Consider the following 19,884-nt stretch of genomic DNA (forward strand, 5'->3'; position numbering starts at 1 on the left):
GCGCCGGGGCGGCGGTACCGGCGGGTCCGGCGGCGGGCCAGCCCGGAACGCGCGGACCCCACCAGGGCTGCGACAGGGCGGCGGCGCCGACCAGAAGGGCGACCAGCGACACGGCGGTGGCGAAACCGGCACCGGAGCGGCGCTCCTCCCGCGGAGCCTCGTAACGGGGCGGCTCGTAGGAGGACGTGGTGGAGGCGGTGCCGTAGGCGGGCTTGGCGGGTTCCACCGGGGGCGGCGGCTCGCTCTTCGGTGCGTCGCTCCTGATGTCGTCGGCCTTGGTGCCTTCAGTCTTGGCGTCCTCCGCCTTGACCTCTTCCGCCTTGATCTCGTCGATCCTGGTTTCCTCGGCCTTGGCTTCCTCGGCCTTCACCTCACCGGCCGCGGCGCCCGGCAGGGTGTCGGCGGCGGGCGGCAGGGTGGCGGGCGGCAGATCCGTAGAGACCAGGGGACCGCCGCCCGGCGGCGTGTCCCCGGTCGTCCCGGGCTCGGTGATCCCGGATTCGGTCTTCTCGGCCTCGGCCTTGGCGGGCTCGGCGCCCTCCGGGAGGGGAGCGGCGGAGGCGACGATGACGGCGTCGGGCGGCAGCGGCGTCACCGAATCGGCGGCGTCGGGGGCGTTGCGGTCCTCGCTCGGCGTGGCGGCTTCCAGGTCGGCTTCGCTCAGCTTGATCCGGTGCTTGGCGGCGGAGGCGCGCAGATCGGCGTGGCGGGCCAGCGGGATGGCGCCGCGCTTCTTCCAGCCCTGCACCGTGGTGACCGGGATGTCCAGCTTGTGCGCCATGGGGCGGATGCCGCCGAAGCGTTCGATGATGCGTTCGACGGCGGGGCCGCCGGAGGAAGCCTGGTTCTGGTCGGACGGCGTGTGGCCGTTCGGGTCAGCCTCGTGTTCGGAGCCTGGGCGAGGGGTCATTGGGTGCCTTCTGGTCGCAGTTGTTCTCGACGAACGCCACAAAGCCCCCAAGCGGATGCGCTCAAGCCCGGCCCGTGCCGCCGGAGGGGTCCGGCAGCAGGCCGAGCAGCGACTCCTGCTCCGGCCGTGGCGCCACCCGTACGCTCTGCCACGGTGTCACTCCCAGTTCACCGTACGTGCGGGCGGCCTCCGCGACCGCGGGGCTGAGGCAGAGCGCGTCCACTGTACGACAGCGGTCGATCAGCCCGGCCTCGGCGACAAGCCTAACAAACGAACGGGCGGTACGGGGAGAGAAAAACAACACCGCGTCCAGTGTTCCCGTACGCAGCGCCGCGGCGGTGCCGTCCGACAGGCGTTCGGTCGGAACGGCGTCGTACAGCGTTTCCCGCAGGACGGAAAAACCGGCCTCCGCCAGCAGGCCCGACAGATCCCCCGCGAGCTTGGTTCCTGCGACATGAAGTAGCGGACCGGCGGTTGCGGTGCAGCGTCCGCGCACCAGGGCGGCCAGCGCGTACACGTCGCCGGACGCGCTCTCGACCTGTGCGAATCCGGCCTCCCGCGCGGCGGTGGCAGTGGCGTCGCCGACCGCATAGGCCGGACGGTCGCGCCGGCTCGTACGTCTGGCGTAACCCCGTACGCCGTTCGCGCTGGTGAAGAGAAGGGCCTGTACGTTCCCGACGTCCGGCTCCGGCCCGTCCAGCCAGCGGATCTCCAGCATCGGTTCCAGCGAGACGCGGAACCCCAGGCCGCGCAGGCGCGCGGCCAGAGGCTCGGAATCCTCCGCCGGACGGGTGACCAGGATGTTCGGCCCTCCCATCGCGGGCGGCCCTTTACGCCTGGAAGAAGCCGGGCGGCAGGACCGCCTTGATCTCCGCCCCGGCGTCGGCGCCGATCGCCGCGGCGTCGCCGGCAAGGCCCCTGCGCTCCGCCCGGAAGACCTGCCGCCCGTCGTTGGACAGCACCTTGGCCTTCAGATGCAGCCGGTCGCCGTCCAGCGTGGACAGCGCCGCGATGGGCGTGCGGCAGGAGCCGTCCAGCATGGCGAGCAGGGCGCGCTCCGCCGTGACGCGGGCCGCCGTGCCGGCGCAGTTCAGCGGGGCGAGCAGGGCGCGGGTGGCGTCGTCGCTGCTGCGGATCTCGATGCCGATGGCGCCCTGGGCGACGGCGGGCAGCATCTCCTCATGCTCCAGCACGGCGGTGATGCGGTCGGTCAGGCCCAGCCGGCGCAGCCCGGCGAGCGCCAGCAGGGTGGCGTCCACCTCCCCGGCGTCGAGCTTGGCGAGGCGGGTCTGCACGTTGCCGCGGAAAGGCACGACCTTGAGGTCGGGCCGCCGTTCCAGGATCTGGGCCTGCCGGCGCAAGCCCGCGGTGCCGACGACGGAGCCGGCGGGCAGCGTGTCCACCGTGTGGCCGCCGCGCGAGAAGAAGGCGTCGCGCGTGTCCTCGCGCGGCAGGAGCGTGGCAATCTCCAGCCCCTCCGGCAGCCAGGTCGGCACGTCCTTCATCGAATGGACCGCGAGGTCGGTGCGGCCGTCCAGCAGCGCGTCCTCCAGTTCCTTCGTGAACAGGCCCTTGCCGCCGGCCTCGGCCAGCGTGCGGTCCAGGATGCGGTCGCCGGTCGTCTTGAAGACGACGATCTCGATGGCGCCGGGGGCGGCCAGATGCGGGTGCGCCGCGATCAGCCGGTCGCGGGTCTCGTGGGCCTGCGCCAGCGCCAGCGGGCTGCCGCGCGTGCCGATGCGGAGCGGTTGGGTGCGGTTGAGGGTCATGAGGCCAGTGTTCTAGGCGATCCGCCGCGGTTTGCAAGCCCTGGTGACGGGCGTGCTACTCTTTGGTGAACAAGTCTTTGACGGAGGGGGCGGCGCGGCGCGCCGTGACCACCATGCGGCGGCTGTCCACGGTCCAGGGAGCGTCCTCGAAATCGCCGGCCAGCCGTTCGATCGTGAACCCGGTGGTTTCCAGCATCAGCTCCAGCTCGTAGCGGAAGATCATCCGCCAGACGAAGCCGTATTCGGTCACCGCGATCTTGCCGTCCGCCAGAAGCTCGTCGTACCAGCCGTAAATCCGCTGGCACTGCCGCTCGTCCAGGCGGGAGGCCAGCGTGTTGCGGATGTAGCGGTTGCCGCTGCGCGGGCTGCGCCGCGGCTCCGACGGGCTGGGCTTGGTCTCGGCGTCGAGGGACAGGGTGAGCGGGTTCATCACGTCCAGCGCCAGCGTGCCGCCCGGCGCCAGATGCGCCGCGGCGGCGGCCAGAGCCGCCCGCTCCGCCGGCAGGTCGGGGATCAGCATCAGCACGTTGAAGGGAATGGCGGCGAGCCGGAAATCCCGCACCGGCAGATCCAGCGCCGTGGCGTCCTGCTGCACCACATGGACGCGGGCCTGCACCTCCGGCGCCTCGCGCGCCAGCTTGGCGCGGAGCTGGTCGAGCATGGCGGCGGAAACGTCCACCGCCCACACCTCGTGCCCGGCGCGGGCCAGCGGAATGGTCAGGCGCCCGGTGCCGCAGCCGATCTCCAGAACCGGGCCGCCGGATTCGTCGGCGCGCTCCCGGTAGAAGGGCACGTCGCCCAGCATGCCGAGGCGGGCCAGCGTCGCGGCGTGCTCCGCCCGCGCCTCCCCGATCTCCAGCGACGGGTAGTCGCCATCGTAATAGAGGATGCTGGCGTCGTCGCCGGGAACGTCTTTGTTCATGGAGGGCAAAACCCTGGGAATCCGGGCCAAGACCCTATACCAGAGCGACGGAGACGGCTAGTTTGACGGCCATGATCGTTCTTGGAATCGAAACGAGCTGCGACGAGACGGCGGCGGCCATCGTCACCGACGCGCGGGAGATCCGCGCCGACGTGGTGCTCTCGCAGCTGGACGACCACACGCCCTATGGCGGGGTGGTTCCGGAAATCGCCGCGCGTGCCCATCTGGAGCATCTGGACGGGCTGATCCGCCGCGCCCTGGAGGAATCCGGGCTGGGCCTCGGCGACATCGACGCCGTGGCGGCCACCGGCGGGCCGGGGCTGATCGGCGGGGTGATCGTCGGGGTGATGACCGCCAAGGCCATCGCCGCGGCGCGCGGTCTGCCCTTCGTCGCGGTGAACCATCTGGAAGGCCACGCGCTGACCGCCCGGCTGACCGACGACGTGCCCTTCCCCTATCTGCTGCTTCTGGTGTCGGGCGGCCATTGCCAGCTTCTGGTGGTGGAGGGGGTGGGCCGGTACCGGCGGCTGGGCACCACCATCGACGACGCGGTGGGGGAGGCGTTCGACAAGACGGCCAAGCTGCTCGGCCTCGGCTATCCCGGCGGGCCGCTGCTGGAGAAGGCGGCGGCGCAGGCCACCAATCCCGGCCGCTTCGACCTGCCGCGACCGATGGTCGGGCGTCCAGGCTGCGATTTCTCCTTCTCCGGCCTGAAGACCGCCGTGCGGCGCCATGTCGAGGAGCTGGGCGGGCCGCTGTCGGTGGAGGACCGGGCCGACCTCGCCGCCGCCTTCCAGAACACGGTGGCGGAGGTGATGGCCGACCGCTGCGCCCGCGCCATGCGCCAATTCAAGGATCTGCATCCGCAGGGCGGCGCCCTGGTGGTGGCCGGCGGCGTGGCGGCGAACAAGGCGTTGCGCGCCCGCCTGCAAAGGCTGGCCGACCGGGAGGGCATGCCCTTCGTGGCGCCGCCGCTGCGGCTGTGCACCGACAACGCGGCGATGATCGCCTGGGCGGGGATCGAGCGCTTGCGGCTGGGCCAGACCGATCCGCTGGACTTCGCGCCGCGCCCGCGCTGGCCGCTCGACCCCACGGCGAAGCCCGCCATCGGCAAGGCCGGGGTGGGGTCCGGCGTGAAGGCGTGAGGGGGACCCCGGCATGGCCCTGACCTTCCGCACCGCCGGGCGCGCGGACGTGCCGGAGATCGTCCGGCTGACCGCCGACGACGCCCTGTCCACGGGCGGCGACGTCTACGGCGAACCGCTGGACCCGCTCTATTGGGCCGCCTTCGACCGCATGGCGGCCCAGCCGGGCAACCGCATCGTGCTGGCGGAGCGGGACGGGCGGATCGTCGGCTGCTTCCAGTTCACCGTCACCCATGGGCTGGCCCGCCGGGGGGCCGCGCGGGCGACGGTGGAGTCCGTGAAGGTGGACAGCGCGCTGCGCGGCCAGGGAATCGGCAGCGCCATGATGCGCCATGCCATCGCGCTGGCCCGCGCCGAGGGCTGCGTCCTGCTGCAACTGACCAGCCAGACCCGGCGCACCGACGCGCACCGTTTCTACGAGCGGCTGGGCTTCCGGGCGAGCCATGTCGGGATGAAGCTGCTGCTGGCGCCCGAGGGGTGACCGTCCGGCTTGCGGAGCGGGGGCGCTCCGCCTAAACAGTCGGCCAAAGCATTGGAACGGGGGGCAATCCATGGCGTCAACGCAGTTCCGGCGCATCGGCGTGATCGGTGGCGGAGCCTGGGGCACGGCGCTGGCGCTGGCGGCCCTGCGCGCCGGACGGGAGGCCCTGCTGTGGGCGCGCGAGCCGGCGGTGGTCGAGTCGGTCAACGGCGCGCGGGAGAACCGCGATTATCTGCCGGGCGTGATCCTGCCCGCCGACCTGCGCGCCACCGGCGATCTGGCGGAAGCCGCGGCCTGCGACGCCATCCTTCTGGTGACCCCGGCCCAGCATCTGCGCACCGCCTGCGCCAGCCTCGCCGGCCATCTGCGGGCGGGCACCCCGGTGGTCATCTGCGCCAAGGGGGTCGAGCTGGACAGCCACGCCCTGATGAGCGAGGCGGCGGAGGCCGCCCTGCCGGCGGGGACCCCGCTGGCCGTGCTGTCCGGCCCGACCTTCGCGGCGGAGGTGGCGCGCGGCCTGCCGACCGCGGTGACGCTGGCCTGCGCCGACGCCGCGCTGGGCGCCCGGCTGGTCGAGGCGCTGGGCAGCCGCACCTTCCGCCCCTATCTGTCCGACGACGTGGTGGGCTCGCAGATCGGCGGGGCGGTGAAGAACGTGCTGGCCATCGCCTGCGGCGTGGTGGAAGGCCGCCGGCTGGGCGACAACGCGCGGGCGGCGCTGATCACCCGCGGGCTGGCGGAGATCACCCGGCTGGCGCTGGCGCTGGGCGGCCGGGCGGAGACGCTGATGGGGTTGTCGGGGCTGGGCGACCTGACGCTGACCTGCTCCAGCCTGCAATCGCGCAACATGTCGCTGGGGGCCGCGCTCGGCGCCGGGCGGACGCTGGCCGAGGTGCTGGCGGAGCGCCGCTCCGTCGCGGAGGGCGTCTACACCGCCGCCGCGGTGGTCGGGCTGGCGGGGCGGAAGGGTGTGGACATGCCGATCTGCGGCGCGGTGGACGCCATTCTGAACCGCGGCGCCGGGCTGGACGCGACCATCGACGGGCTGCTGTCGCGTCCGTTCCGCGAGGAAGGGCGCTGAGGGGCGGGAGTTTGAGGGGCGGGGGTTTCACCACAAAGACACGAAGGCACAAAGATTTTCACGAAGGGCTTCGGCATCGCCTGCATGACGTCGGAGGGCGGGGATTCTTTGTGCCTTCGTGTCTTCGTGGTGAATCGTCCCTGTTCGCGGCACCTTCCGCGGCGGACCCGGCTGCGCTAGGCTCCCGCCCGACCGAACGGGAGAGTCACCCATGCTGTACATGTTCCATTGCACCGACAAGGCCGGCGCCGCCCAGGTGCGGGCCGACAACCGCCCCGCCCATCTGGCCTATCTGGAAGCGCACGCCGACCGCCTGTTCGCCGCCGGCCCGCTGCTGTCCGACGACGGCCAGGGCATGGCCGGCAGCCTGCTGATCGTGGAGTGCGCCGACGAGGCCGCCGCGCAGGCGTTCGCCGCCAACGACCCCTATGCCCAGGCCGGCCTGTTCGAGACCGTCGAGATCCGGGCGTGGCGCCGGGTCTATCCGAAGTCCTGACCGGGGGCGGACGGCGATGGCCCGCTGGCTCGTGAAGTCGGAGCCCTTCAAATATTCGTGGGAGCGCATGGTCGCCGACGGCACCACCCATTGGGACGGCGTGCGCAACCATCAGGCGTCGAACAACCTGAAGGCCATGAAGCTCGGCGACCGCGCCTTCTTCTACCACTCGAACGAGGGGCTGGAGGTGGTCGGCGTCGTCGAGATCGCGCGGGAATACTACCCGGACCCGAGCGACGAGGCGGGCCGCTTCGGCATGGTGGACGTGCGGGCTCTGCTGCCCGTGAAGACACCGGTCACGCTGAAGACGATGAAGGCCGACCCGCTGCTTCAGAACATGGCCCTGGTGCGGCAGTCGCGCCTGTCGGTCTGCCCGGTGACGGACGCCGAATGGGCGCATGTCTGCGCGCTGGCCGGGATCGAGGCGTGACGGCTGCCTGACGTTTTTTAAAGGGCGGTCGTTTGCGGTGCCGGCTTATTCCGCCGGCTCGCGGATGACCGCCTGGAAATCCTGCGTGGCCTGAAGCATCCGCCGGGCCAGCGCCTGCATCTCCGCCGCGGCCCCGGCGAAGCCCGCCTCCTGCCCGAAAGGCGCCAGGGCGGCGGAATCGGACGAACCGGCCAGGGACGCCGCGCGCAGCGCCGCGTCGATCACCATCAGGCTCGTGCGGCTGCCCATGTCCGACAGGCGTCCGGCGAGTTCGCCGCCGCCGGGCGTGCCGCCGTTGGTCGTGCCGTCCGCGTTGGTCGTGCTGGCCATCCCGCTGCCCTGCTGATTCGGTGAATGCCATGCATGCTGACGGTGGGGCGGTTAAGGCCGGGTTAAGCGGCTTTGTCCAGCGCCACGTCATGCTTTGGTGCTATGCGCGACAAATAGTCGCGCTGCCGCGCCGCGTTCTGGGCGGGTGAATTCAAAAGAACGGGCGATGCGCTGCAACAAAGTGGAACGGAAAGCCCCGATGGAGGTGACGGACAATCAGCCGTTCTGCTTGTGGAGACGGGAACTTGTGTGGATAATGACCGGCAACAGGGGCGGCCGGCAGCCGCCCTCCAACAGCCCTTCAGGGCGTAACCAGAAGCACTACGGGGGAATCGCGAGCCAATGTCCGACAATTCGTTTTTTCCTGTTAAGCCGGAAATCGCTAAGACCGCTTATGTGGACGAAGCCGCCTACGCCCGCCTGTACGAGCAGTCGATCAGCGATCCCGAGGCTTTTTGGGGCGAGCAGGGCAAGCGCATCGACTGGATCAAGCCGTACACCAAGGTGAAGGACGTCAGCTACACCGGCGACGTCCACATCAAGTGGTTCTACGACGGCACGCTGAACGTTTCCGCCAACTGCATCGACCGCCACCTCGCGACGCGCGGCGACCAGACCGCCATCATCTTCGAAGGCGACGATCCGGGCGTTTCCAAGCACATCACCTACAAGGAACTGCACGAGCAGGTTTGCCGCCTCGCCAACGTTCTGAAGAAGAACGGCGTCAAGAAGGGCGACCGCGTCACCATCTACCTGCCGATGATCCCCGAGGCCGCCTATGCCATGCTGGCCTGCGCGCGCGTCGGCGCCATCCACTCCATCGTGTTCGGCGGCTTCTCGCCGGACAGCCTGAAGGACCGCATCGTCGACTGCGACAGCCACTTCGTCATCACCTCCGACGAAGGTCTGCGCGGCGGCCGCAAGGTTCCGCTGAAGGCCAACGCCGACAAGGCCGTCGCCGCGGCGCCGGGCGTCCGGCACGTCCTGGTCGTCAAGCACACCGGCGGCAACGTCGCCTGGACCGAAGGCCGCGACCTCTGGTACCACGAGGAGATCGCGTCGGTCTCCGCCGACTGCCCGCCGGAGGAGATGAGCGCGGAAGACCCGCTGTTCATCCTCTACACCTCCGGTTCGACCGGCAAGCCGAAGGGCGTGCTGCACACCACCGGCGGCTATCTCGTCTACGCGTCGATGACCCACCAGTACGTCTTCGACTACAAGGACGGCGAGGTCTACTGGTGCACGGCGGACGTGGGCTGGGTCACCGGCCACAGCTACATCGTCTACGGCCCGCTGGCCAACGGTGCCACCACGCTGATGTTCGAAGGCGTGCCGACCTATCCGGACATCTCCCGCTTCTGGCAGGTGGTGGACAAGCACAAGGTCAACATCTTCTACACCGCCCCGACCGCCATCCGCTCGCTGATGCGCGAGGGTGAGGGTCCGGTGAAGAGCACCTCCCGCTCCAGCCTGCGCATCCTCGGTTCGGTGGGTGAGCCGATCAACCCGGAAGCCTGGCTCTGGTACTACAACGTGGTCGGCGAGGGCCGTTGCCCGATCGTGGACACCTGGTGGCAGACCGAGACCGGCGGCATTCTCATCACCCCGCTGCCGGGCGCCATCGGCCAGAAGCCGGGTTCCGCGACGAAGCCCTTCTTCGGCGTGAAGCCGGTCGTCGTGGACAACGACGGCAAGGAGCTGGACGGCGAGACGGAAGGCAACCTGTGCATCGCCGACAGCTGGCCGGGCCAGATGCGCACGGTGTTCGGCGACCACGAGCGCTTCGTCCAGACCTACTTCTCGACCTTCGCGGGCTACTACTTCACCGGTGACGGCTGCCGCCGCGACGCGGACGGCTATTACTGGATCACCGGCCGCGTGGACGACGTGATCAACGTGTCGGGCCACCGCATGGGCACGGCGGAAGTGGAAAGCGCGCTGGTCGCCCACCCGAAGGTGGCCGAGGCCGCCGTCGTGGGCTACCCGCACGACCTGAAGGGCCAGGGCATCTACGCCTACGTCACGCTCAACGCGGGCGAGCAGCCGACGGAAGAGCTGCGCAAGGAGCTGGTGGCCTGGGTCCGCAAGGAGATCGGCCCGATCGCCTCGCCGGACCTGATCCAGTGGTCGCCGGGCCTGCCGAAGACCCGTTCGGGCAAGATCATGCGCCGCATCCTGCGCAAGATCGCCGCGAACGAGCACGACAGCCTGGGCGACACCTCGACGCTGGCCGATCCGACCGTTGTGACCGACCTGATCGAGAACCGCATGAACAACGCCTGACCGCGGCGTTCATCGGAGCTTGTCTACGGACCGGGGGCCTTCATGGCCCCCGGTTTCGTTTTGGTCCCCGCTTCGATCGGCCACACCGTCCCGATCGGGCCGCTTATAGCGAACGTCCGTTCGCTATAGACTCATATCGCCTCATTCGCCGGCGGGCTTCGGTCGCATGGGCGACCGGGACCGCCGTCGCGGTCCAAAGCGGATCGCAATCCGCTTTAGAAGTCGGAGCAGCGGCCCTTGAACTCCCAATCGCCGAAGCGGGTCGGCTCCGGCCCCTGCGGGCCGCCGATTTCGCCGGGCATCTGCTCGGGTCCCTTGGCCGCGTCTTCGGCTTTCGCTTCGGTGGCTTCCGCCTCGGTATCGGGCTTCGCGGCGGTGTCCGGCGCGTCGCCGGTGGTCTTCGTCTCGGTCATGGCCGTCCTCTCGGGATCGGGGTGCGGTGCTTGGCCATCTTGAACGATGCCTTCCGCCAAGCCCATATCACCAGACAGGCCCGGCGGAAAGCCCCGGCAGGGCCAGCCATCACCGCAAGCAACAGCAAAGCCGTCCAGAAGATCGCCCGGAACATCGCCATGACCAGCTACGTGAAGACCACCATCCTCCTCGCCGGCCTGACCGCCCTGTTCATGGGCATCGGCTATCTGCTCGGCGGCAAGGGCGGCATGATGATCGCCTTTGTCGTGGCGCTGGGCATGAACCTGTTCAGCTATTGGAATTCCGGCGACATGGTGCTGTCCATGTACGGCGCGCGGGAGGTCGACGCCTACACCGCGCCCGAATATTACGGCATCGTCCAGCAACTGGCCGAGCGCGCCGGCCTGCCCATGCCGCGCGTCTACATCATGGAGAACGACCAGCCCAACGCCTTCGCCACCGGGCGCAACCCGGAGAACGCCGCCGTCGCCGCGACGACCGGCCTGCTGCGCCTGCTGACCCCGGAGGAGATCGCCGGCGTCATGGCGCATGAGCTGGCCCATGTGAAGAACCGCGACACGCTGATCATGACCATCACGGCGACCATCGCGGGCGCCATCTCCATGCTCGCCAACTTCGGCATGTTCTTCGGCGCGTCGCAGAGCAACAGCCAGGAAGGGCAGAGCGGCAACCCGCTGGGCCTGATCGGCGGCATCCTGGTCGCCATCCTGGCGCCCTTCGCCGCGATGATCGTGCAGATGGCGATCAGCCGCACCCGCGAGTACGAGGCCGACCGCATCGGCGCCGAGATCTGCGGGCGCCCGCTGTGGCTGGCCGACGCGCTGACCCGCATCCACAACTACGCCCACCAGATCCCCAACTACGCGGCGGAGTCGAACCCGGCCACGGCGCATCTGTTCATCGCCAACCCGCTGCACGGGCGCAGCTTCGACAGCCTGTTCTCGACCCACCCGAACATGGAGGAGCGGGTCCGCCGCCTGCGCGGCATGGCCGGCGCCTCCTTCATGCCGCGCAGCCCCTGGGGCTGAAGGGCGGGGTGACCCGGCCCGGCGGTTCCCGGTTGCACCACGAAAGGCGTAAGACTACCTTCCCCCTGCTTGCCCATTGTGGGGCGATCAGGGGGAAACGCATGTCCGACGTCACGAAATACCGCCTCGTCACCCGCTCCGACTTCGACGGGCTGGTCTGCGCCGTGCTTCTGAAGGAGCTTGGCATCCTCGACGAGATCAAGTTCGTGCATCCCAAGGACATGCAGGACGGCAAGGTCGAGATCTCCGACCGCGACATCACCACCAACCTGCCCTATGTGCCCGGCGTCCATCTGGCCTTCGACCACCACCTGTCGGAGACGATCCGCGTCGGCAAGCGCGACAACCACATCATCGAGGCCGACGCTCCCTCCGCCGCCCGCGTGGTCTACAATTACTACGGCGGCAAGGAGCGCTTCCCGACCATCTCCGACGAGATGATGGCCGCGGTCGATCAGGCCGACTCGGCCCAGTACGGCATCGAGGACATCCTGAGGCCGCAGGGCTGGACCCTGCTGAACTTCATCATGGACGCGCGGACGGGCCTCGGCCGTTTCCGCGACTTCCGGATTTCCAACTACCAGCTCATGATGGAGCTGATCGACTACTGCCGCAGCCACAGCATCGCCGAGATCCTGGCCCTGCCCGACGTGAAGGAGCGGGTGGACCTGTATTTCGAGCATGAACCGATGTTCTCCGACCAGCTCGCCAAGTGCAGCAGCATCCAGGGCAACGTCGTGGTCATCGACCTGCGGCGTGAGGAGATCATCTACGCCGGCAACCGCTTCATGATCTACGCCATGTATCCGGAAGCCAACGTGTCGATCCACGTCCTGTGGGGGCTGAAGCAGCAGAACACGGTGCTGGCCTGCGGCAAGTCGATCATCAACCGCAGCTCCAAAACCAACATCGGCCCGCTGATGCTGGAGTATGGCGGCGGCGGGCACGAGGCCGCGGGCACCTGCCAGGTGGACAACGACAAGGCCGGGCAGGCGCTGGAGGAGATCGTCGCCCGCATGCGCGCGGACGGCTGACGGACATCTTGCCGGATCTGTTTCCCGACACCGCCCCTCTGTTCGACGGGGGCTGGCTCACCGCTTCCCCCGCCGCCACCCGCGACGAGGTGCTCCTCTGCATTGCGGAGGCCGAGCGCCGCGCCGAGGCGGCACTGGAGCGGCTCGCACAGGCGCTGAAGCAGGGCGCCGCCGCGGCGGACCGCGACCGGCGCATCGACGCCCTGCTGGCGCTGGAAACGCGCGGCATCCCCGCCTCCGGCGCGGCGGCGGACGGAGCGGTGGAGCGCTTCATGATGGAGGTCGGCTTCCGCAAGCGCGACCTGATGCCGCGCTTCCACGAGTTGGCCGGGCACAGCCGGGCCATCCACCGCCGCGCCCTGGCCGCCGTGCGGGACGCACGCTGGGCGCTGATGCTCGAACGCGCCGCCGCCGATCCCGGCGGGCCGTCCAGCCCGATCCAGGGGGCGGGGACCCGCTATGTGAAAAGCGACCGCTACGACGCCCGCGCGGCGCGCAGCCTGCCGCCGGACGACCGCGTGCGCGCCGACCGTTTCCTGAAGCGGCTGGGGGAGGACCCCGTGCCGCCGGAGCTGGAACTGGGCGCGCTGGACGGCACGGATTTGTGGGCGATGAAGGCCGGCAACGGCAACCGCTTCATCCTGCGCCGGGGCGAGGTGCGGGGCGTGGCCTGCTTCGTCGTAGAGGACGTCGGCCCCTATCCCGACCACGAGGGCGGACGCCGCGGCGCGCTGGCCCGCTGAGGTGCCCCGTTGAGGGGCGTCCGATTCCGCTCTGCCCCGCGCGGCGGCTCTCGACACCCGCGGTCCGGCGCGCTACATCCAGCGGCATGTCCGACGCCTCCCTCGCCGCGCGCTCCGCCGCGCTCGACCTTCTGCGCGATGTGCTGCGCAAATCCATTCCCTTCGACGATGCGTTCGACGCGCATCCCGAGTTGCGGGGGCTCGACCCGCGCGACCGCGGCTTCGTGCGGCTTCTGGTCGCCACCGTGCTGCGCCGGCTCGGCCAGCTCGACGCGCTGATCCAGGGCAGCCTCGCCAAGCCGGGCCTGCCCAAGGCCACCGTGCACGACATCCTGCGGCTGGGGGCGGCCCAGCTCGTCTTCCTCGGCACGCCCGCCCACGCCGCCGTGGACACGGCGGTGGAGCTGGCCGCCGCCAAGGGTGCGGAACCCTACAAGGGCCTGATCAACGCCGTCCTGCGCCGCATCGGGCGCGAGGGGGTGGAACTGGCCGCCCAGCAGGACGCCGGGCGCCTGAACACGCCGGACTGGCTGTGGCTGGCCTGGCGGCAGGCTTACGGCATCGCCCGCACCCGCGGCATCGTCGAGGCGCATCTGCACGAGGCGCCGCTGGACATCACCGTGAAGGCCGATCCCGCCGCCTGGGCGGAGCGGCTGGAGGCCACGCTGCTGCCCACCGGCACGCTGCGCCGCCCCACCGGCGGCGGCGTCACCGAGCTTCCGGGCTTTGCCGAAGGGGCATGGTGGGTGCAGGATCTCGCCGCCTCGCTGCCGGCCAAGCTGTTCGGCGATCTGGCGGGCAAGCGCGTCTACGACCTGTGCGCCGCCCCCGGCGGCAAAACCGCGCAGCTCGTCGCGCACGGGGCGCAGGTGACGGCGGTGGACCGCTCCGCCAAGCGGCTGGAGCGGGTGCGGGAGAATCTGACGCGCCTGAACCTGACGGCAGAGGTGCTGGCGGCCGACGCCGCCACCTGGACCCCGGACCAGCCCGCCGACGCCGTGCTGCTGGACGCCCCCTGTTCCGCGACGGGGGCGATCCGCCGCCATCCCGACATCCTGCGCGTCAAGACGCCCGAGGACGTGGCCAAGCTGGCCAAGGCCCAAAGCCGGCTGCTGGCCCACGCCGTCGATCTGGTGAAGCCCGGCGGCACGCTGATCTACTGCACCTGTTCCATCCAGCCGGAGGAGGGGGAGGCGCAGATCGACCGCATCCTGGCCCGCGACCCGCGAATCGAGCGGCTGCCCATCGAGCCGGGTGAGCTGGGCTCCGGGCCAAGCTCCGGGCCAAGCTCCGGGCCAAGCTCCGGGCCAAGCTCCGGGAATGCGGGGGATGCCGATTTGGCCGAGTTGCTCAACGAGCGGGGTGAGGTACGATCCCTTCCGGGCATGCTCGGCGGACTCGGCGGCATCGACGGGTTCTTCGTGGCAAGGCTGCGACGGCTGCACGATTAGGGCACCACCGGCTTGCGGGGGTTGAGGCGAATTTGATACGACATCAGGATGCTTTCCCCCGATCGCCCGCCCTTCCTCACCGAAGCACCGGCCATCGCTTCGCCCTGCCGTGTGACGGGGTGAGCCGATGAGCGCCGGGCGTGGGAAAATGGGCCGCTTGCGGGACGGCGTCGCGCAGATCGCCTTCGGCAACCCGATCTACAAGCTGACGCTGGGCGGCCGCGCGCCGACCGCCCTGTCCATCGTGCCGCCCGACCCCTGGCCGGGCGACGCCGGGGAGGGCTCGGCGATCCTGGCCGGGGTCTTCCGCTTCGGCGGCCAGTCCGCGGCGGCGGACGCCCACGGCGCGCCGAACTGGCGGGCCGGCAGCACGGCCTGGCAGGACGCCCTGCACGGCTTCGAATGGATGCGCGACCTGCGGGCGGTCGGCGGCGACGCGGCGCGGCGGCGCGCCCGCGCGCTGGTGCTGTCCTGGCTGGACCACAACGGCGGCTGGAACGCCCAGACCTGGGCGCCGGAGGTTCTGGGCGCCCGCATCGCCACCTGGATCGGCCTGCACGACTTCTATTGCGCCTCCGCCGACGACGAGTTCCGCGCCGCCGTCTTCGACAGCCTCGCCCGTCAGGTCAAGCATCTGGCCCGCGTGGTGCCCGGCGCGCTGGACGGCAAGGCGCTGGTCACCGCGGTCAAGGGCCTCGTCTATGGCGGCTTCTGCCTGCCGGAGAACGAGCGCGCCGGCCAGGACGCGCTGAAGCTGCTGGAGCGCGAGCTGCCGCGCCAGATCCTGCCGGACGGCGGCCATGTGGAGCGCTGCCCTTCGGTGCAGCTCCGCATCCTGCGCGACCTGATCGACCTGCGGTCGGTCCTGCGCACCGCCCGCGCCGACGTGCCGGAAGCGTTGCAGCACGCCATCGACCGCATGACCCCGGCCCTGCGCTTCTTCCGCCACGGCGACGGCGGCCTCGCTTTGTTCAACGGCGGGCGGGAGGAGGACGCGGCGCTGGTGGACACGGTGCTGGCCCAGGCCGACGCCCGCGGGCGCCCGCTGAAGAGCGCGCCGCACACCGGCTTCGAACGGCTGATCGCCGGGCGCACCATGGTGCTGATGGACACCGGCGTGCCGCCGGTCACCGGGCTGGACGCCACCGCCCATGCCGGCACCCTGTCGCTGGAGATGTCGGTCGGCAAAGAGCGGCTGATCGTCAATTGCGGCGCCCACCCGGTGAAGACCGGCCCCTGGCGCGCCGCCCTGGCCGGCACCGCCGCCCATTCCACCGTCGTGCTGGCCGAGACCAACTCGTCGGAGGTCGTCGAGGACGGCGGGCTGGGCCGCCGCCCCTCGCACGTCGGCTGCGAGCGGCAGGAGAACGACGGGGCGGTGCTGGTCGTCGCCACCCACAACGGCTACAGCCGCAACTTCGGCTATCTGCACCGCCGCCGCGTCTATCTGGCGGAGAACGGCGAGGATCTGCGCGGCGAGGACATGCTGGAGCCGGTGATCGGCGCCACGCCGGAGCCGCGGCCCTTCACCATCCGCTTCCACCTGCACCCGTCGGTCCAGGCGACGCCGATCCAGGGCGGGCAGGTGCTTCTGCGGCTGCACAGCGGGGCCGGCTGGCGGCTGCGCGCGTCGGGCGGCACGCTGGAGCTGGAGGAGAGCATTTACCTGGGCAGCGGCGACGAGCCGCGGCGGACGACCCAGATCGCCATCACCGGGCATACCGGTCCCGACATCAAGACCGTGAAATGGGCCTTGCGCCGCGAGCGCAAGGGGGGGTAAACCGCGCGCATCCGCGGCGGACAGGCCGTGGGAATACGGATCGGTGCCTGTTTTGAGACTCTGTGGAGTGTTCGCCCTGCAACCGTGATCCCCGCCCGGGCGGGGGTGACGAAGCGGGGTGTTTCGCTTTTCCGATTCCTCACGTTCCGTCTTCCCAAGCCCCGCCCGCCGCAGCCGGTTCCATGACAGCCAGGATGCCCCGATGAGCCCGCCGAACGTCGCCCACTCGCCCGCCCCCGATCTCGTCCGCATCACGCGCGCACTGATCTCCGTGTCCGACAAGACGGGCCTCGTCGCGCTCGGCCAGGCGCTGGCGGCCAAGGGCGTGGAGATCTTGTCCACCGGCGGCTCCGCCCAGCGGCTGGCCGAGGCCGGCATCCCGGTGAAGGAGGTCTCCGACCACACCGGCTTCCCGGAGATCATGGACGGGCGCGTCAAGACGCTGCACCCGCGCGTTCACGGCGGCATCCTGGCCCGCCGCGACATCCACGCCGAGGCGATGGCCACCCACGACATTCCGCCGATCGACCTCGTGGTGGTGAACCTCTACCCGTTCGAGGCGACGGTGTCGAAGGGCGCCGACTACGCCAACTGCGTGGAGAACATCGACATCGGCGGCCCGGCGATGATCCGCGCGGCGGCCAAGAACCACGACTTCGTGACGGTGGTCACCGACCCCGAGGATTACGAGGCGGTCCTGGACGAGCTGGCGACCCATGACGGTGCCGTCACCCTGAAGCTGCGGCGGACGCTGGCCCAGCGCGCCTACGCCCGCACGGCCTCCTACGATGCGGCCATCTCCTCCTGGCTGGCCGGCCAGCTCGGCGAGACCTTCCCGCCGCGCACCACCCTGTCGGGCAAGCTCAGCCAGACCCTGCGCTACGGCGAGAACCCGCACCAGCAGGCGGCCTTCTACGTCACCGGCGAGGCCCGTCCGGGTGTCGCGACGGCGATCCAGCTCCAGGGCAAGGAGCTGTCCTACAACAACCTGAACGACACCGACGCCGCCTTCGAGCTGGTCGCCGAGTTCGAGCGCCCCGCCGTCGCGATCATCAAGCACGCCAACCCCTGCGGCGTGGCCGAGGGGGCGAACCTGCTGGACGCCTACAAGCAGGCCCTGCTGTGCGATCCGGTCAGCGCCTTCGGCGGCATCATCGCCGTCAACCGCCCGCTGGACGCCGCCACGGCGGAGGAGATCTCCAAGCTGTTCGCCGAGGTGGTGATCGCCCCGGACGCCGACGACGCGGCCCGCGCCCTGCTCGCCACCAAGAAGAACCTGCGCGTCCTGCTGACCAAGGACGTGCCGAACCCGGCGGAGCCGGGGATGATGGTGAAGCAGCTTTCGGGCGGCTTCCTCCTCCAGAACCGCGACAACGGCCGGATCGCCCTTGACGACCTGAAGGTGGTGACCAAGCGCGCCCCGACGGAGCAGGAGCTGGCCGACCTGCTGTTCGCCTTCCGCGTCGCCAAGCATGTGAAGTCGAACGCCATCGTCTACGCCAGGAACGGCGCCACGGTGGGCGTCGGCGCCGGCCAGATGAGCCGCGTCGATTCGGCCCGCATCGCCGCCATCAAGTCCGCGGAGGCCGCCAAGGCCGCCGGCCTGAGCGAGCCGTTGACCAAGGGCTCGGTGGTCGCGTCGGACGCCTTCTTCCCCTTCGCGGACGGCCTGCTGGCCGCGGCGGAAGCGGGTGTGACGGCGGTGATCCAGCCCGGCGGCTCGATCCGCGACAACGACGTCATCGCCGCCGCCGATGAGAAGGGCCTGGCGATGGTGCTGACGGGGATGCGGCACTTCCGGCACTGAGGACGTCCTCGCCCCCCAAGCGCCTCTACCCCCGCCGCGCCCCCATCAGCCGCGCCAGCACGGCGGCGGCGTTGGTTTGCTGCGGGGTGCCGTCCGCGCCCTCGTCCGGTTTCAGGCGCCCGGTCGCCGCCATGGCGATGAGCATCGCCGGATGCATCGCCGGGTGATGCCCCGCCGAGTCGACGTCCCCACGCGCCGCGGCGTGGTCGCGGGCCAGCGCCTCGTTGATGTGCGCGAAGGCCTCGATGTCCTTGATGTGCAACATGTCCGTTCCGCCCTCCGCGCCAAGTTCGTTGTGCGTCGCAGCAAAAGGCAAGTTAGCAGCTTCCGCCGGTTGAATCCGCCGTCATGCCGCGGCGGACTGTCGCACCGTATTCGCATCGCCCGGTGCCGGCTCCCGAACCGTCAGCATAAGCCCAAAACCGATCACGAAGAAAGCCACAACGCTCGCCATGCCCGCCCGCTGGCTGCCGAAGGCTTCGGTGGCAAGCCCGAAGGCCAGCGGCCCGACGAAGCCGGCCATGCGTCCGGTCAGGCTGTAGAGCCCGAACATCTCCCCGGCCATGTCCGGCGGGGCCAGCCGCGCCATCATGGAGCGGCCCGCCGCCTGCGCCGGCCCGAAGAAGGCGCCCAGCCCAAGCGCGAGAATCCAGAACCACGCCTTTTCCGTCGCCAGCAGCAGCGGTATCCCGAATATGGTCAGGCCGATCAGGCTGACAAGGATTGTCGGCTTGGCGCCGGCCCGATCGTCCACCCAGGCGAAGCCGATGGCCCCGACGCCGGCCACCACGTTCAGCGCGATGGCGAAGATCAGGATCTCCTCGAAGCTCATGCCGAAGGCGTGGGCGGCGAAGATGCCACCGAAGGCCGTGATGGTGTTGATGCCGTCGCGGTAGATCGCGCTGGCGATCAGGAAGCGCAGCGCGTTGCGGTATTTGCGCGTCTCCGCCAGCGTCCGGCGCAGCGTCGCCATCCCCTCCCGCGCGGCCTGCCGGATGCCCAGCCCGGTCGCCGGCACGTCCGGCACGAACAGGAAGAAGGGCAGGGCGAACAGCCCGTACCAGGCGGCGGCCAGCACCGCGGTGGCGCGCACCGGCGCCTGCTCCGCCGTGTCCAGCAGGCCGAACAGCGGGGCGGGGGACTTCACGAAGACGAACAGGGCGACCACCAGACAGGCCAGCCCGCCGAAATAGCCGACGCCCCAGCCCCAGCCGGAAATCCGCCCGAGCATCCGCGGCGGTGCCAGCGCGGTCAGGCTGGCGTTGTAGAAGACGTTCGCCAGCTCGAAGGAGACGGTGCCGACGACCACGCAGACCAGGGCGAACAGGGCGTGGGACGGGTCGGGCTTCACCCACCACAGGGCGGCGCAGAACAGGACGGTCAGGCCGGTGAACAGCGCCATCCAGGGCTTGCGCCGCCCCGTCCGGTCGGCGACGGCGCCCAGCACCGGACTGAGCAGGGCGATCAGCAGCCCGGCGACGGTCAGTGCGGCGCTCCAGCGCGAGGCCCCGACCACCTCGTCCCCGACCACGCCGCGGGCGAAGTAGACGGAGAAGATGAAGGTGGTGACGATGGTGTTGTACGACGAGTTCGCCCAGTCGTAGAGGCACCAGGACGCGATGGCTCGGCGGCTCGGCGCCTGCTGGACGCTGTGTGTCATGCTTGGGACGAGCCATCTGCGGACGGAGATGGCCCACTGTATTCAAACGGCCGGGGAAAACCAACCGGAGCCGCCGTCCGGAGCCGCCGTCCGGAGCCG

Annotated in this window: 20 protein-coding genes; 12 read left to right on the forward strand and 8 right to left on the reverse strand. The window is 70.4% G+C overall.

Going from position 1 to position 19,884, the window contains the following annotated elements; genetic code table 11:
* The 4 genes from QSG27_RS09325 to QSG27_RS09340 form a co-directional block, all read right to left on the reverse strand.
* Nucleotides 1-910: carph-isopro domain-containing protein (locus QSG27_RS09325; RefSeq protein WP_306705406.1), on the reverse strand; the 910-nt coding region annotated here is incomplete at its 3' end.
* 61 nt (nucleotides 911-971) lie between these two features.
* Nucleotides 972-1,727 (reverse strand): uroporphyrinogen-III synthase, encoded by a 756-nt coding sequence (locus tag QSG27_RS09330; protein WP_306705407.1) that lies wholly within the window; start codon nucleotides 1,725-1,727, stop codon nucleotides 972-974.
* A 13-nt stretch (nucleotides 1,728-1,740) separates the two neighbouring features.
* Nucleotides 1,741-2,679, reverse strand: coding sequence for a hydroxymethylbilane synthase (gene hemC / locus QSG27_RS09335; protein WP_306705410.1), 939 nt, complete (start codon nucleotides 2,677-2,679; stop codon nucleotides 1,741-1,743).
* 55 nt (nucleotides 2,680-2,734) lie between these two features.
* On the reverse strand, nucleotides 2,735-3,601 hold the full coding sequence (locus tag QSG27_RS09340) for a class I SAM-dependent methyltransferase (protein ID WP_306705412.1): 867 nt from the start codon (nucleotides 3,599-3,601) through the stop codon (nucleotides 2,735-2,737).
* A gap of 71 nt (nucleotides 3,602-3,672) precedes the next feature.
* Between QSG27_RS09340 and tsaD the strand changes: the two genes are divergently transcribed.
* The 5 genes from tsaD (at nucleotide 3,673) to QSG27_RS09365 (ending at nucleotide 7,234) form a co-directional block, all read left to right on the forward strand.
* Nucleotides 3,673-4,746, forward strand: a complete 1,074-nt coding sequence (gene tsaD, locus QSG27_RS09345; protein ID WP_306705414.1) for a tRNA (adenosine(37)-N6)-threonylcarbamoyltransferase complex transferase subunit TsaD — start codon at nucleotides 3,673-3,675, stop codon at nucleotides 4,744-4,746.
* 13 nt (nucleotides 4,747-4,759) lie between these two features.
* A complete protein-coding gene (locus QSG27_RS09350) occupies nucleotides 4,760-5,227 on the forward strand; it encodes a GNAT family N-acetyltransferase (protein WP_306705416.1) in 468 nt (155 codons plus the stop codon).
* 70 nt (nucleotides 5,228-5,297) lie between these two features.
* The gene (locus QSG27_RS09355; protein WP_306705418.1) at nucleotides 5,298-6,308 is read left to right on the forward strand and encodes an NAD(P)H-dependent glycerol-3-phosphate dehydrogenase; all 1,011 of its coding nucleotides are present in this window, start codon (nucleotides 5,298-5,300) and stop codon (nucleotides 6,306-6,308) included.
* Between the two features lie 211 nt (nucleotides 6,309-6,519).
* A complete protein-coding gene (locus tag QSG27_RS09360; protein ID WP_306705420.1) occupies nucleotides 6,520-6,804 on the forward strand; it encodes a YciI family protein in 285 nt (94 codons plus the stop codon).
* A gap of 16 nt (nucleotides 6,805-6,820) precedes the next feature.
* Complete coding sequence (locus QSG27_RS09365) at nucleotides 6,821-7,234, forward strand: EVE domain-containing protein (protein WP_306705423.1); 414 nt, start codon at nucleotides 6,821-6,823, stop codon at nucleotides 7,232-7,234.
* A 45-nt stretch (nucleotides 7,235-7,279) separates the two neighbouring features.
* On the opposite strand, the gene QSG27_RS09370 is transcribed toward QSG27_RS09365, so the two are convergent.
* Nucleotides 7,280-7,564, reverse strand: a complete 285-nt coding sequence (locus tag QSG27_RS09370) for a hypothetical protein (protein ID WP_306705425.1) — start codon at nucleotides 7,562-7,564, stop codon at nucleotides 7,280-7,282.
* Between the two features lie 342 nt (nucleotides 7,565-7,906).
* Between QSG27_RS09370 and acs the strand changes: the two genes are divergently transcribed.
* Nucleotides 7,907-9,847, forward strand: coding sequence for an acetate--CoA ligase (acs, locus tag QSG27_RS09375; protein ID WP_306705427.1), 1,941 nt, complete (start codon nucleotides 7,907-7,909; stop codon nucleotides 9,845-9,847).
* A gap of 215 nt (nucleotides 9,848-10,062) precedes the next feature.
* On the opposite strand, the gene QSG27_RS09380 is transcribed toward acs, so the two are convergent.
* Nucleotides 10,063-10,260, reverse strand: coding sequence for a DUF1674 domain-containing protein (locus tag QSG27_RS09380; protein WP_306705428.1), 198 nt, complete (start codon nucleotides 10,258-10,260; stop codon nucleotides 10,063-10,065).
* 159 nt (nucleotides 10,261-10,419) lie between these two features.
* Here QSG27_RS09380 and htpX point away from each other — a divergent pair, with 159 nt between their 5' ends.
* The 6 genes from htpX to purH all read left to right on the forward strand — a co-directional run bounded on the left by htpX (nucleotide 10,420) and on the right by purH (nucleotide 18,125).
* The gene (htpX, locus tag QSG27_RS09385; protein WP_306705430.1) at nucleotides 10,420-11,310 is read left to right on the forward strand and encodes a zinc metalloprotease HtpX; all 891 of its coding nucleotides are present in this window, start codon (nucleotides 10,420-10,422) and stop codon (nucleotides 11,308-11,310) included.
* A 101-nt stretch (nucleotides 11,311-11,411) separates the two neighbouring features.
* On the forward strand, nucleotides 11,412-12,344 hold the full coding sequence (locus QSG27_RS09390; RefSeq protein ID WP_306705433.1) for a DHH family phosphoesterase: 933 nt from the start codon (nucleotides 11,412-11,414) through the stop codon (nucleotides 12,342-12,344).
* An 8-nt stretch (nucleotides 12,345-12,352) separates the two neighbouring features.
* Entirely contained in the window at nucleotides 12,353-13,087 is a 735-nt protein-coding gene (locus tag QSG27_RS09395; RefSeq protein WP_306705434.1) for a hypothetical protein, read from the forward strand.
* A gap of 86 nt (nucleotides 13,088-13,173) precedes the next feature.
* Entirely contained in the window at nucleotides 13,174-14,538 is a 1,365-nt protein-coding gene (locus QSG27_RS09400; protein ID WP_306705436.1) for a transcription antitermination factor NusB, read from the forward strand.
* A 148-nt stretch (nucleotides 14,539-14,686) separates the two neighbouring features.
* Nucleotides 14,687-16,318 (forward strand): heparinase II/III family protein, encoded by a 1,632-nt coding sequence (locus QSG27_RS09405; RefSeq protein WP_306705438.1) that lies wholly within the window; start codon nucleotides 14,687-14,689, stop codon nucleotides 16,316-16,318.
* Nucleotides 16,319-16,520: 202 nt separating this feature from the next.
* Nucleotides 16,521-18,125, forward strand: a complete 1,605-nt coding sequence (gene purH / locus QSG27_RS09410) for a bifunctional phosphoribosylaminoimidazolecarboxamide formyltransferase/IMP cyclohydrolase (protein ID WP_306705440.1) — start codon at nucleotides 16,521-16,523, stop codon at nucleotides 18,123-18,125.
* Between the two features lie 25 nt (nucleotides 18,126-18,150).
* Here purH and QSG27_RS09415 read toward each other — a convergent pair whose 3' ends face one another.
* Together QSG27_RS09415 and QSG27_RS09420 are read right to left on the reverse strand one after the other, a co-directional pair.
* On the reverse strand, nucleotides 18,151-18,390 hold the full coding sequence (locus QSG27_RS09415) for a hypothetical protein (protein ID WP_306705443.1): 240 nt from the start codon (nucleotides 18,388-18,390) through the stop codon (nucleotides 18,151-18,153).
* Nucleotides 18,391-18,471: 81 nt separating this feature from the next.
* Nucleotides 18,472-19,785, reverse strand: coding sequence for an MFS transporter (locus QSG27_RS09420; RefSeq protein ID WP_306705446.1), 1,314 nt, complete (start codon nucleotides 19,783-19,785; stop codon nucleotides 18,472-18,474).
* Between the last annotated feature and the right edge of the window lie 99 nt (nucleotides 19,786-19,884).

Source organism: Azospirillum isscasi, from assembly GCF_030849505.1.
GTDB lineage: Bacteria > Pseudomonadota > Alphaproteobacteria > Azospirillales > Azospirillaceae > Azospirillum > Azospirillum isscasi.

Excerpts from the sequence above, each read along its gene's own strand:
- QSG27_RS09420 (WP_306705446.1), bottom strand. The coding sequence starts at position 19,785 with ATGACACACAGCGTCCAGCAGGCGCCGAGCCGCCGAGCCATCGCGTCC.
- QSG27_RS09415 (WP_306705443.1), bottom strand. The coding sequence starts at position 18,390 with ATGTTGCACATCAAGGACATCGAGGCCTTCGCGCACATCAACGAGGCG.
- QSG27_RS09405 (WP_306705438.1), top strand. The coding sequence starts at position 14,687 with ATGGGCCGCTTGCGGGACGGCGTCGCGCAGATCGCCTTCGGCAACCCG.
- QSG27_RS09330 (WP_306705407.1), bottom strand. The coding sequence starts at position 1,727 with ATGGGAGGGCCGAACATCCTGGTCACCCGTCCGGCGGAGGATTCCGAG.
- tsaD (WP_306705414.1), top strand. The coding sequence starts at position 3,673 with ATGATCGTTCTTGGAATCGAAACGAGCTGCGACGAGACGGCGGCGGCC.
- QSG27_RS09360 (WP_306705420.1), top strand. The coding sequence starts at position 6,520 with ATGCTGTACATGTTCCATTGCACCGACAAGGCCGGCGCCGCCCAGGTG.
- purH (WP_306705440.1), top strand. The coding sequence starts at position 16,521 with ATGAGCCCGCCGAACGTCGCCCACTCGCCCGCCCCCGATCTCGTCCGC.
- QSG27_RS09340 (WP_306705412.1), bottom strand. The coding sequence starts at position 3,601 with ATGAACAAAGACGTTCCCGGCGACGACGCCAGCATCCTCTATTACGAT.
- QSG27_RS09365 (WP_306705423.1), top strand. The coding sequence starts at position 6,821 with ATGGCCCGCTGGCTCGTGAAGTCGGAGCCCTTCAAATATTCGTGGGAG.
- acs (WP_306705427.1), top strand. The coding sequence starts at position 7,907 with ATGTCCGACAATTCGTTTTTTCCTGTTAAGCCGGAAATCGCTAAGACC.
- QSG27_RS09370 (WP_306705425.1), bottom strand. The coding sequence starts at position 7,564 with ATGGCCAGCACGACCAACGCGGACGGCACGACCAACGGCGGCACGCCC.
- htpX (WP_306705430.1), top strand. The coding sequence starts at position 10,420 with ATGACCAGCTACGTGAAGACCACCATCCTCCTCGCCGGCCTGACCGCC.
- QSG27_RS09380 (WP_306705428.1), bottom strand. The coding sequence starts at position 10,260 with ATGACCGAGACGAAGACCACCGGCGACGCGCCGGACACCGCCGCGAAG.
- QSG27_RS09355 (WP_306705418.1), top strand. The coding sequence starts at position 5,298 with ATGGCGTCAACGCAGTTCCGGCGCATCGGCGTGATCGGTGGCGGAGCC.
- QSG27_RS09400 (WP_306705436.1), top strand. The coding sequence starts at position 13,174 with ATGTCCGACGCCTCCCTCGCCGCGCGCTCCGCCGCGCTCGACCTTCTG.
- QSG27_RS09350 (WP_306705416.1), top strand. The coding sequence starts at position 4,760 with ATGGCCCTGACCTTCCGCACCGCCGGGCGCGCGGACGTGCCGGAGATC.
- hemC (WP_306705410.1), bottom strand. The coding sequence starts at position 2,679 with ATGACCCTCAACCGCACCCAACCGCTCCGCATCGGCACGCGCGGCAGC.
- QSG27_RS09390 (WP_306705433.1), top strand. The coding sequence starts at position 11,412 with ATGTCCGACGTCACGAAATACCGCCTCGTCACCCGCTCCGACTTCGAC.